Source organism: Nisaea sp. (assembly GCF_040217065.1).
Taxonomy (GTDB): domain Bacteria; phylum Pseudomonadota; class Alphaproteobacteria; order Thalassobaculales; family Thalassobaculaceae; genus Nisaea.
The window spans coordinates 131373-143058 of record NZ_JAVJNX010000004.1 but is presented as its reverse complement, the minus strand read 5'-3'; the positions used below and the strand labels follow the sequence as shown (position 1 = coordinate 143058).

Sequence of the window (11686 nt, the reverse complement as noted above, 5' to 3'; positions counted from 1 at the left end):
CTATCCGGGTCAGACCGTGGAGATATCGGGCGCGTCCACCGCCTTCATGCCGACGATGTTGTAACCGCAATCGACATGATGGACTTCGCCGGTGACACCGCTGGACAGGTCACTCAGCAGATACATGCCGGAGCCGCCGACATCCTCCAGCGTCACGTTCCGCCGCAGCGGCGAGTTGTACTGGTTCCATTTCAGGATATAGCGGAAGTCACCGATGCCGGAGGCGGCGAGCGTCTTCATCGGGCCGGCAGACAGGCCGTTGACCCGGATGTTGTCGCCTCCGAGATCGGTGGCAAGATAGCGGATGCTGGCTTCAAGCGCGGCCTTGGCGACGCCCATGACGTTGTAATGCGGCATCACCTTTTCGGCGCCGTAATAGCTCAGGGTCAGCAGCGATCCGCCATCCGGCATCATTTCCGCCGCTTCGCGTGCGATCCGGGTAAAAGAATAGCAGGAAATATCCAGCGTTTTCAGGAAGTTGTCCCGTGTCGTGTTGACGTATTTGCCCTTCAGCTCATCCTTGTCCGAATAGGCGATGGCATGCACGAGAAAGTCGAGCTTGCCCCATTTCTCCCGGATCGCCTCGAACGTCTTGGTGACGCTTGCATCATCGGTGACGTCGCAGGGTAGTACCAGATTGGAGCCAAGCTGGGCCGCCAGTGGGGCGACCCGCTTCTGCAGCGCCTCGCCCTGGAAGGTGAATGCGAGTTCCGCACCCTGGGCCGCTGCCGCCTTCGCGATGCCCCAAGCGATGGAACGGTCGTTGGCGACCCCCATGATGAGACCCTTTTTGCCACTCATGACCGGGCTTGGTTCACTCATTCGATGCCCCTAGATGCAGGTTGCTGCAAAATAATTCACATGATTCGCGCGATCCTACACTAAAGGCCGTTATCGGCAAACCGCATGCGGATACCGCCGCGCCGCAGAAACCGCTGCGGTGCGGGCCTTGCTGATCGTGCGCGCGCGCTGTTCTACAGGCATTCATGATAGGCTGACAAGATGAGCAAGAAAGCCAATCGTCTGGATCGCTGGAGAACGCTCGCGGCGGCCGCCGTGGCGCGGGACGTGGCGGAGTATATCGGCTTTGCGCTGATGCGTTTCTATCGTGGCCGCGGCATGCAGGCGGCCGCCGCACTGACCTACACGACGCTGCTGGCGCTGGTGCCTCTGCTGGCCATCGGATTCGCGATCTTCACCGCTTTCCCGGCCTTCGAAATGGCCCGGACGGCGATCGAGACGTCGATTTTCGAGAATCTGGTGCCGGAAATCGCCGGTCCCGTCCGCTCCTACCTGAACAGCTTCATGCGCAATGCGTCGCAGCTCGGCGCAGCGGGCATCATTGGCCTGACGGTTTCCGCGATTCTGTTGCTGGCGACCATCGAATCCACCTTCAACGCGATCTGGCATGTGGAGCGGCCGCGGCATCTGCTGGTGCGCTTCCTGATCTTCTGGGCGGTGCTGTCTCTCGGTCCGATCCTGATGGGCCTGATCCTCTCGACCACGAGCGATTTCTTCTCCGTCCTGCGACAGACCTGGACCGATGCCGGGCTGGATGCCGGCTCGCTCGATGTCGGCGGCGACTTCCGCGCCCATCTTATCGCGATTGTCCTGCAGTCTGTCGGGTTCACGCTGCTTTTCATGATCGTGCCGAATCGCTCAGTCGCCTGGCGGGATGCATTGATCGGCGGCTGCCTGTCCGGCACCGCCTTCGAAATCCTCAAACTCGGTTTCGGCTGGTACCTGACGGCCTTCCCGACCTATCAGACGATCTACGGGGCCATGGCGGTGATCCCTATTTTCCTGGTCTGGGTGTATTTCTCCTGGACCGTGATTCTGCTGGGGGCGGTATTTGCGGCGTCGTTCCCCGACTGGTGGCATTCCCGGCAGCTCGATGCGGCACCTGACCTCGGTCCGGCCCGCCTGTTCTCCGTCGCCCTGTCGACCCTTGCCGCGATCCGGGAGAAGGCGGGGCCGGTGCCGCAGACTGCCCTGGATGATGTGGCCTCCGCGGATGTGGTTGCCCTGGTCCTGGAGCGGTTGCAGGCTGCGGAATTTGTCGCCAGATCCGAGGATGGCCGGTTTGTGCTGGCGCGCGATCCGGCGCGTTACAGTCTCTATGAACTCTATCAGGGGCTCGGCTGCGCGGCGGACACGACGGAAGGGCGCGAAAAAGAGGAGCCGGCCTCGATTGCCGCCGTGATCAATGATCTGTCGAAAGCCGAATCCGAGGCCCTGTCACGGCCGGCGGCGGAAGTACTGGCGGATCTCACCGGGGAAAATGGCGGCGTCAGGGAATTGCCGGATCTGCCGGCGGCCGAGGCGTAGCCCGGATTACTTCCGTGCAACGACCGTGTAGCCGAGGGTGATTCGCGGCTCTGCCTGACGGAAAATGCAGTCCAGTCCATAGCCGAGATTGTTCAGCACAGGGAAAAGCAGCTTTCCGATCAGGCTGAGTCGGATGAAATGGAAGAAGACGCAGAACACGCCGCCGTTCGGCTCTATCGAGACTTCCGAGAAATGCCGCAGCAGATGCTCCAGACCCATCCGGGTGAAACGGAAATAGTCCTGCCTGTCATGGATTTCGAAGATGAACGGGACCGTCAGCAACAACCTGCCGCCCGGCTCCAGCACCCTGTGCAGCTCCGCGATCAGGCGCTCGGGGGAGGGTGTATGTTCCAGGACTTCGATGCAGGCGACGTTCTGGAAACTCCCGTCGGCCAGCGTCAGTGCTTCCGCGTCGCACAGAATGTCCGCTTCTGCCGAGTCGTCCCGGTTTACCGTCACGCTGCCGTCGAAATAGCGCCAGCGCCGGCCGCTGCCGACTTCCAGGACGGTGCCGGCCGGTGCAAAGGCACGGACGGCCTTTTCGATAAAATGCCGCCGGATATACTTTGTCTGGATCATGGGAGGGCTAATCCGCTCCGGCGCCAGCCGGTCAACTGAAGCGCATTTTGTGACGCGGATTGTAGCCGTTTTCCTCGACCCATTTCTGCATGAGCTTGATCAGATCGGGATCTTCCCTGTCGGGCAGAACCACTTTCAGGGTGACAAGCTGGTCGCCGGCAGGTTTTCCGCCCATCGCCGGAATGCCCTTGCCTTTCAGGCGCAGGGTTGCCCCGCTGTTCGATTTTGGCGGGACCTTCAGCGAGACATTTCCGTGAATCGTCGGCACGGTGATGGTGGCGCCGAGGACCGCTTCGTACAGCGTGACCGGGATCTCGACCTTGATCGTCTGGCCGTCACGGTGGAAGTAATCGTGCGGCTCCACGGTGATCTCGACAAAGGCATCGCCGGCAGGCCCGCTGCTGCTGCCCTTGCGGCCCTGGCCTTTCAGACGCAGGGTCTTGCCGCTTTCCGTTGCCGGCGGAATTTTCAGGTCGAGAGTCTTGCCGTCGGAAAGCGTGACCCGCTTTGTACCCCCAGCAGCGGCCTCGACGAAGCTGACCTTGAGCTTGTAATTGACGTCCGGTCCGACCGTATAGGCGTTGCCTCCCCGGCCCGCGCCGCCATCTCCCTGGCCGTGCCGGCGCAGGATATCGTCGAACATGTCGGCGTCGTCATCGTCGAAAATATCGGAGAAATTGCTGCTCTGCTTCTTGCGCGCCGAGGTCCATGCTTTCCAGAAACCACTGGAGGTCTTGGCCGACGCGCCTGACCCACCGCCCGGACGGGCGCCGGCATTCATGCCGCCGCGATCGTATTTGGCGCGCTTTGTCTCGTCAGAGAGCAGATCGTAGGCCGCCGTGACTTCCTTGAACTGCTGCTCGATCTTCGTTTCGCCGGGATTGAGGTCCGGATGCAGCTTCTTGGCCAGCGTCCGGTACGCTTTCTTGATCTCGGCCTGCGAGGAGTTGGGCTTTACACCCAGTATCTTGTAAGGATCGCTCATGACTCGGGAGTATATGGAAAAGCAATCGGACCGGCGGCAAAAAAACCGCCGGACCCGATCATCGCAGAGCCCGAGGCCTGTGCCTAGTTCTTGATTTGCCAGGTTCCGTCCGGCTGACGGCAGGCTGTGCCATATGCTTCCTCGATCTTGCCGCCGATATTCACCGTCTGTGAATATTCGCGGCAATGCTGACCGGAAGGGGTCTGGTAGGTGCTGGTCGGGGTGACGGTGCCGGAGTGACCGCTGTCCGGATTGCGCCAGGTCGACGTCGTGCCGACCGGCTGTGTCTCCAGAGTCTGTTGCGTCGTCTGGGCCATGGCCGCCTTGTCGGCATTGTCGAGAGACTTGCCGATTTCGCTGCCGACGAAAGCGCCCAGCAGGGTGCCGATGGCGACAGCTGCGAGCTTTCCTTTACCGCCACCGACCTGGGAGCCGGCAACGGCACCGCCGACAGCACCGAACAGGCCGCCAGCGGTCTGCTTGGCGCCGAGCTGTTGGCCATTGTTCGCGCAGGCTCCGAGCACCAGGGCGGCGACAACGACAAATACGGCTGGAGTTTTCATGTCTCGTTCCTTCACTTTACATCGGCCCGAAAGGACAACCTCCGGGGCCGGTGAATCCATCGATTGATAATCCGTCGCTTACACAAAAACACCTGTCATGCGTGAAGGTTCCGGATGCTCCTCACATGCGGCACCGCATTGTCTGGCTGCGACCTTACGGCGCTGGACAGATCAAGCTGCCGCTCGCTAGTGATAGTTATTCTCCGATTCTTAATTGGCTACAAATAAGGCAATGAAAAGACCGGAGAGGCGCTTTCCGTGTGATTCGTCATCTTCAGATTGAGGTAAAGCCATGTTCGAGCCGGATACAGACAACCCTTTTGAACTTTTCGCAGGCTGGCTTCAGGCCGCGTCCGAAACCGAGCCGAACGACCCCAACGCGATGACTGTCGCGACCGCCGATGCAGATGGTCGGCCCTCGGCCCGGATCCTGTTGCTGAAGGGGTTCGATGAGCAGGGGTTTGTCTTCTATTCGAACATGGAAAGCCAGAAGGGGCGGGAACTCACGATCAATCCATTTGTCGCACTGTGCTTTCATTGGAAGTCGGTGCGCCGCCAGGTGCGTGTAACCGGCCCGGTCACGCGGGTGAGCGACGCCGAGGCTGATGCCTATTTCGATTCACGGCCGCGCGGCAGCCGGGTCGGAGCCTGGGCCTCGCAGCAGTCGCGCCCGCTTGCCGACAGGGCAACGCTGATGGCGGCCGTGGAGAATGCTGACCGTGCACATCCGGGCGAACCGGTTCCCCGTCCGCCTTATTGGTCCGGATGGCGTCTTACGCCGCTCTCCATAGAGTTCTGGCAGGATGGCGAGTTCCGCCTGCATGACCGCTTCTGTTTCCGCCGCGCCAGCGAGAGCGAAACCTGGTCGGTGACTCGACTCTTCCCCTGACCCCGTAAATCCGTGTTGTGTCAGGCATATGCACGACAAGGGGCTCGTTTTGAGAACTTGACCTAGGTCAATGTGGGAACCTTTGAGGGGGGGATAGGGTTAATGCAATAAGCCCAATCACATTGAGGTGCACACCATGTCACTTAAAACGGTCCTTGCGCCGCTGCTCGGCGACGATGCCGACACGGCAATTCTGAACGCGGCCCGCTCGATCGCCGCGATACACGGCGCCCACATCTTCGTCGCCCATGTGCATCGCGACCCCCGGGATGTGCTTGTCCCGCAGATCGGCATGGGCATGAGTGCGTCCATGATCGAAACGATCGTAGAGCAGGCGGAAAATGCAGCGAAGGAGGCGCGGGCTGCGTCGCTTGCCGCGTTTGATCGCTGGCGCGAGGCCAACAATCTTCCTGTTGTCGAGAAGCCGACCGAGACAGATGGCGTCACGGTTTCCTTCGAGACCATGGTGGGAGAGCCGGCAACCCTTGTCACGCGTCGGGCCCGCATGGTTGACGTGATCTGTGTGGTTGCGCCAGCCGACCGCGAGAGCAATGACGCGCTGGCGATCGCCGAGGCGGCGATCCTGGAGAGCGGCAAGGCGACCCTGGTGGTGCCGCATGATGTCACGATGCCGGAGATCACCGGCATCGCCATCGGCTGGAATGCGTCCAAGGAGGCCGCGGCCGCCGTCGCTCATGCCATGCCGCTGCTGGAATCTGCCGATAAAGTACTTGTTATGTCGGGGACCGATGACGATCTGACCAAGGAACAGCTTGGAACATTTGTAGACTCCTTGCGCTGGCACGGTGTCAAGGCGGATGCAAAGGCTTTCGACGCATCCTCTGGCAGCATTTCCGGACGGTTGCAGGCTGAAGCGCGCGAGGTGAATGCGCAGTTGCTGGTGCTTGGCGCATACAGCCACAGCCGGTTCCGCGAGTCGATCTTCGGTGGTGTTACCGACGATATTTTGTCAGCGGCAAGGATCCCGGTTCTGATGGCTCACTGAGCGATTGGAATCCCCCTGTTCGAACAAAGGAGTGAAGCTCGTGAGTCTGCGTACCGTTCGTCTTGAACTGGCGAGAAATCCGGACTTTCCGGAAGGCAGTATCAACCATGGTTATGAGTTCAGGGCGCCTTTGTCGGAGGATGGCACCCTCGATCTCGATGCCTGGAAGAAATCAAAAAACGACTGTACCGTGCGCCGTTTCTGGCAGGGAGAGCCGGATGAAAACGGCCATCTTCTCCATACCCGGGGCCGGCGCTGGCTCTTCAGCTACAGGGACGGCGAAGAGGATGACGAGCCGATCTTCAAGTTCGACCGGCACCATTTCGTCGAGGGGGAATATGTCTCCATTACCGAGCATGACGGTGTGCAGCGCACCTTTCAGGTCGTCGGCGTAAAATAGGCTTGGGTGACAAACTGACTTGATGCGTGCGGCGGCCTTTCTCGGGCCGCCGTATTTGCTTACACTCCGGCGCCATGAGCACGATCCAGAAAACCATGCTGCTGACCGGCGCCAGCCGGGGCATCGGCCACGCCACAGTCCGCTTCTTCAGTGAACGGAATTGGGAAATCATCACCTGTTCGCGCGACGCGCCGCCGGAGGAATGCCGGCGCGACCCGAACTGGAGCCATCATATCACCGCGGACCTGACGAATTCCGACAGCCTCGACAATTTCATCGTGGAAGCCAACGAGTTGCTCGGTGACAGGCCTCTGCATGCCCTGGTGAACAATGCCGGCTGGTCGCCGAAGACGCCGTTCAAGGAGCGGCTTGGCTGTCTGAATGGCGATCTCGATGAGTGGCGACGGGTGTTCGAGCTGAATTTCTTCGCGCCGCTCCGGCTGGCCCGGGGCTTTGCCGCGGCGCTGCACCGGGGCAATGGCGCGATCGTCAACATCACATCAATCGCCGGGCATTTCATTCACCCGTTTGCCGGGTCTGCCTACAGCACCTCCAAAGCCGCATTGTCTTCGCTCACGCGGGAAATGGCGAACGAGTTCGCGGATCTCGGGGTGCGGGTGAATGCGGTGGCGCCGGGGGAAATCGAGACCGCAATGCTGTCCCCGGAATACGAGATGCTGATTCCGCGAATACCGCTGAACCGGCTCGGCACGCCGAAAGATGTCGCGTCGACGATCCATTATCTCTGCTCGGAGGATTCCGGCTATGTGACCGGTACCGAAATCTTCGTGACGGGCGGACAGCACATGTTCTGATCGGGCGGCGGAGGGGCGTGCGGCGGTGCCCTCCGCCTGTCTCAGGCGCCAAGTTTCCTGGCGAAATAGGCCGCCATCGCGGCGATCTTGTATTTCGGCAGGCCGATCCAGCGGGCGGACAGGATACCGTCCGCGGCCACGTCGACCAGAACCTCCCCGTCAACCCGCAGCGGGCCGTCGGGATCCTGGATGTCGCGCAGGGTCATGGAAACGCGAGCTTTCTGGCGCCGGATCAGGGACCCGTTGTAAGGCGCCGAGGTGAAACCGGCGGGCGACCATTGGTGGATGGGATAATCCCGGTTGTCTATGCGAACGTAGGAATCGCCACGGGGCGACAAGGTCGTCATCGCTCTGGAAGCGTTTGCCGGAGCTGGTGTCTCGAAGCGGTGCTTCAGAAAGGCCATCATTATGTGCCTCCTTTCTCAGCAAAAGCTGATTTGATCCCCGCTCTTTCTAACCAGAAAAATGTAAATCAAAAGTAAATAAAATTCAATATAAATGGGACGTACTGTAGGGCTGCAGCCCCATCCACGTCTGCGAAGTCAAACTATGTCAATGGGTTATGGAGATCAGAGGCTGGCGGCAATTCGGTCGCACCAGGCAATGCGATCCTCGACCTGAGCGATTTCCATTTCGATCCAGGCCCTGAGATGCCCATGCTGCCATTCCTCATGGCTCAGCAGGTCGAACAGGCGGGCATGCTCCCCCTGATGCAGACCGCGCAGATTCTCGATCTGCTCGACCTGCTCGTCTTTCTCCAGCAGATGCAGGAAACGCAGCTTCAGGGCGACAACCAGCTTGTTCAGGTCGTTCGCGCCGGGGCGGACGGGCGCGGACAGATACTCCCTGAGAGCGACCCAACCCGCATCGGTCAGCTGCAGGCGCGCGTTGTCCTCGAAACCTTCACCGGCAAGCGGTGCAATCAGTCCCTCGAACTTCAGCAGCTCGATGGAACTGCCCAGCAGGTCGAGGGACGGACCGACGATCCGGGCCGCAAACTGCCGGACTTCACCAGCGACATCCGCATATGGCCGCGGACCACCGGCCAGCGCACCCAGCGCCGCCATCCGGATTGCTTCCTTCGGGATCAGTGAATTATCGCGGTACATATTTCGCCTCACGTGGTGTTTTTGCGAGCCATTCTTAAAATGGGGCTAGTCGCCGCAGATGTAAAGGGGACTCGCGAAAATTCAACCCGGGCTCATACCCCGCAGCCGCTCCGACCGCCGCCTTAGCAACTCCAGCGTCGTGAGCAGCAGGATGGAGATTGCGACCAGGATGGTCGCCACCGCGAGGATCGTCGGGCTGATCTGTTCGCGCAGGCCAGTGAACATCTGCCACGGCAGGGTCTTCTGCCCGGCCGACCCGACAAACAGCACCACCACGACTTCGTCGAAGGAGGTGATGAAGGCGAACAGGCCGCCGGAAATCACACCAGGCAGGATCAGCGGCATCTGCACCCTGAAGAAGGTCAGGATCGGACCGGCGCCCATATTCGCCGACGCGCGGGTCAGGGAGCGGTCGAACCCGACCAGCGTCGCCGTCACCGTGATGATCACAAACGGAATGCCGAGGGCCGCATGCGCCAGCACCACGCCGAAATAGGTCCCCTGCAGGCCAATGCGGCTGTAGAAGAAGAACATACCAGCGGCGGAAATGATCAGCGGCACGATCATCGGCGAGATCAGGATCGCCATGATCGTGCGCCGAAACGGTACATGTTCGGAACTGAGCCCGATGGCCGCCAAGGTGCCGAAACTGACCGACAGCAGCGTTGCTGCCGGTGCGATGGTGATGGAATTCCACAGCGAGTGCTGCCAGTCGGAACTGGTGAAGAAGTCGCGATAGTGCTTGAGCGAATAGCCGGCGGGATCAAACCGCAGCATCTCCGGCGTGAAGGTGAAGAAGTCCTCCGCGTTGAAGCTGAGGGGCATGACCACCACGATGGGCGCGATCAGGAAAAAGAAGATCAGCCCGCAGATGACCCGGAAGCTGTAATGCCAGAGTACCTGAGCGGCCGTCAGATAGGGCGGCAGTTTCTTGCGATACCTGGACTCGTAGAGCCAGAAGATGAACCAGCCGAAAAACCACCCGAAGCCTGCGCCGACGACGAGGCCCGGCACACCGGCAAGATAGAGGCCGCCTAGCGTGACGATCCCGAGAATCGCCCAACGGGCGATGCGTTCCTGGGAAACGAACTTCGTTACCACATAGGCGGTGATTGCCAACAGCACCGCTCCCACTATCAAGCCGATCAGAGAGCTTCCGTGGGCGGTGCCGACGAGCAGGCCGGCGAAACCGCCGGCAGCGGCGGAAACCGGAACATAGAAGCTCGGCAAGGAACGGGACACATAAGTGATCTGTGCCATAAATCAGCCTCCCAGCTTCACGTTGTCGATGCCGACGATCTTGTCGTAGGCCCAGTAGAGGGTCAGAACCGCCGCCAGGAGGATGGTCCCCAGCGCGGCGCCCAGGCCCCAGTTCAACGAACTGGAGATGTGGAAGGCGATCCGGTTCGAGATGAAGGTCCCGGTGGTGCCGCCGACGATTTCAGGCGTGATGTAGTAACCGATGGCCAGAATGAAGACGAGGATCGATCCAGCCCCGATCCCCGGGATCGATTGCGGGAAATAGACTCGCCAAAAGGCCGTCCAGTTGGTCGCGCCGAGCGATTTCGCAGCCCTCAGATAGGAGGGCGGAATCGTCTGCATCACCGAATAGAGCGGCAGGATCATGAAGGGCAGCAGGATATGGGTCATCGCCACGATCGTGCCGAACTGGTTATTGATCATGATCAGCCTGCTGGCGTCGTCGATCAGCCCGAGCCAGACCAGGGTATCGTTGATGACTCCCTGCTGCTGCAGCATGACCTTCCAGGCCGAGGTCCGAACCAGCAGCGAGGTCCAGAAGGGCAGCAGGACAAAGATCAGCAGAAGGTTGGATGTCCGAAGCGGGAGGTTCGCGAGGATCCACGCGATCGGATACCCGAGCAGGATGCAGGAAACGGTAATCATCATCGACATGAACAGCGTGCGGCCGAACAGCATCATGTAGATCTGCTGGTTCTCCGGCCGCTGGGCGATACCGTCCAGGGTCTTCTTCATATCGATGGAATTCAGGTAATACCCGATCGTGTATTTCGACGAATAGACCTTGATGGCCTGAATGTTCGCCGGGTTCGCCCAGTCCTTGTCGGCCTTGATCATTGCCGCGGTAAAGTCGCGCGCGGGCGCCGTGCCGATCGCCGCTGCGGCGGCTCTCAATTCATCGCCGCCGGGACCCTTGTAGTCTGTCAGAGCGCTTTGGATATCCGGGTCAGCAAGCTCAACCACGAGAGCGACGTAGACCGCCTCCCAGGGAGCCTTCTTGGCGAAATCCCGTTTCTTGTCGATCGCGGTGAAAAGCGCATAGGCCGTATATTCGCCCGTCGTCAGGGGAAGGATACGGGCGATCTCCGATCCTGGCTCGAAACCGATATCTTCCGTCATGGGGTCGTCGGTGAGCGCAGTCAATCGTGCGCGCTGGTCTTTCAGAAGAGCTGTGTCGGAAGCAGCGCTCTCCGAGCCGCGCATCAGCGCGTTCCAGAATGCCCCGCTCTTCCAGGTCGGATTCAGCCCGACCACCCATTTCTGGTAGACTTTGCCGATATCGTCGAGCTTGCGGCCGGAGGTACGGAACAGGGAGGATATCCCCACCTGCTCGTAGTTCAGACGCGTTCCGAGCTTGGTGTGTTCCTTCGCTTCCGCAGCCAGGAACATGTCAAAATAAAGTGCCTGATAAACCGGCTCGGGGGGAAGTGTCCCGGATTTCGGATCCCAGTCCGAGACTGCGGCGACGGTATCCGGAAGGGTGCCGGCGACGATCTGGTTTTCCACCGAACGGAACAGCATGTCCGCGATCGGGGCGATAAATGCAACCAGCACGAAGATCAGCAACGGCGCAACAAGTGCCAGTGCACGGAGCTTCTGCATGCGAAGAGAACGAGCAAGCCGCTGTTTCAGCGGTGTTCCGTCAGAGGCCAATATCGGACCTTCTTCTGGCATCGCTTGCCCGGACATATTGGTTGCTCCGTCACTCATTCACTGTCTCCGCCAAGAAAGGGGCCGGGGCCGCAGATGCGG

At 60.4% G+C, this 11686-nt stretch carries 13 protein-coding genes; 5 read left to right on the top strand and 8 right to left on the bottom strand.

Annotated elements, in window-relative coordinates:
• Positions 1–9 precede the first annotated feature (9 nt).
• Positions 10–822, bottom strand: coding sequence for an enoyl-ACP reductase FabI (fabI, locus tag RH950_RS02215; protein ID WP_350053263.1), 813 nt, complete (start codon positions 820–822; stop codon positions 10–12).
• Positions 823–1002: 180 nt separating this feature from the next.
• On the opposite strand from fabI, the gene RH950_RS02210 reads away from it, so the two are divergent.
• A complete protein-coding gene (locus RH950_RS02210; RefSeq protein ID WP_350053261.1) occupies positions 1003–2328 on the top strand; it encodes a YihY family inner membrane protein in 1326 nt (441 codons plus the stop codon).
• A 6-nt stretch (positions 2329–2334) separates the two neighbouring features.
• Here the strand turns inward: RH950_RS02210 and RH950_RS02205 are convergent, their stop codons facing one another.
• The 3 genes from RH950_RS02205 to RH950_RS02195 form a co-directional block, all read right to left on the bottom strand.
• Positions 2335–2907: a class I SAM-dependent methyltransferase gene (locus RH950_RS02205; protein ID WP_350053259.1), complete on the bottom strand. Its 573-nt coding sequence runs from the start codon at positions 2905–2907 to the stop codon at positions 2335–2337.
• A 31-nt stretch (positions 2908–2938) separates the two neighbouring features.
• Entirely contained in the window at positions 2939–3892 is a 954-nt protein-coding gene (locus tag RH950_RS02200; RefSeq protein ID WP_350053257.1) for a DnaJ C-terminal domain-containing protein, read from the bottom strand.
• Between the two features lie 83 nt (positions 3893–3975).
• A complete protein-coding gene (locus tag RH950_RS02195) occupies positions 3976–4455 on the bottom strand; it encodes an RT0821/Lpp0805 family surface protein (protein WP_350053255.1) in 480 nt (159 codons plus the stop codon).
• Positions 4456–4747: 292 nt separating this feature from the next.
• On the opposite strand from RH950_RS02195, the gene pdxH reads away from it, so the two are divergent.
• The 4 genes from pdxH (at position 4748) to RH950_RS02175 (ending at position 7565) form a co-directional block, all read left to right on the top strand.
• Positions 4748–5344 (top strand): pyridoxamine 5'-phosphate oxidase, encoded by a 597-nt coding sequence (pdxH, locus tag RH950_RS02190; RefSeq protein ID WP_350053253.1) that lies wholly within the window; start codon positions 4748–4750, stop codon positions 5342–5344.
• Positions 5345–5480: 136 nt separating this feature from the next.
• Positions 5481–6350 (top strand): universal stress protein, encoded by an 870-nt coding sequence (locus RH950_RS02185; RefSeq protein ID WP_350053251.1) that lies wholly within the window; start codon positions 5481–5483, stop codon positions 6348–6350.
• A gap of 40 nt (positions 6351–6390) precedes the next feature.
• Positions 6391–6750 (top strand): hypothetical protein, encoded by a 360-nt coding sequence (locus tag RH950_RS02180; RefSeq protein WP_350053249.1) that lies wholly within the window; start codon positions 6391–6393, stop codon positions 6748–6750.
• 74 nt (positions 6751–6824) lie between these two features.
• Entirely contained in the window at positions 6825–7565 is a 741-nt protein-coding gene (locus RH950_RS02175) for an SDR family NAD(P)-dependent oxidoreductase (protein WP_350053247.1), read from the top strand.
• Between the two features lie 41 nt (positions 7566–7606).
• Here RH950_RS02175 and RH950_RS02170 read toward each other — a convergent pair whose 3' ends face one another.
• The 4 genes from RH950_RS02170 to RH950_RS02155 form a co-directional block, all read right to left on the bottom strand.
• Positions 7607–7972 carry a hypothetical protein gene (locus RH950_RS02170; RefSeq protein WP_350053245.1) on the bottom strand — a complete coding sequence of 122 codons (366 nt, stop codon included), beginning with the start codon at positions 7970–7972 and terminating at the stop codon, positions 7607–7609.
• Between the two features lie 162 nt (positions 7973–8134).
• On the bottom strand, positions 8135–8674 hold the full coding sequence (locus RH950_RS02165) for a hypothetical protein (protein ID WP_350053243.1): 540 nt from the start codon (positions 8672–8674) through the stop codon (positions 8135–8137).
• A gap of 81 nt (positions 8675–8755) precedes the next feature.
• A complete protein-coding gene (locus tag RH950_RS02160; RefSeq protein ID WP_350053241.1) occupies positions 8756–9934 on the bottom strand; it encodes an ABC transporter permease in 1179 nt (392 codons plus the stop codon).
• 3 nt (positions 9935–9937) lie between these two features.
• Positions 9938–11644 (bottom strand): ABC transporter permease, encoded by a 1707-nt coding sequence (locus RH950_RS02155; protein ID WP_350053239.1) that lies wholly within the window; start codon positions 11642–11644, stop codon positions 9938–9940.
• Between the last annotated feature and the right edge of the window lie 42 nt (positions 11645–11686).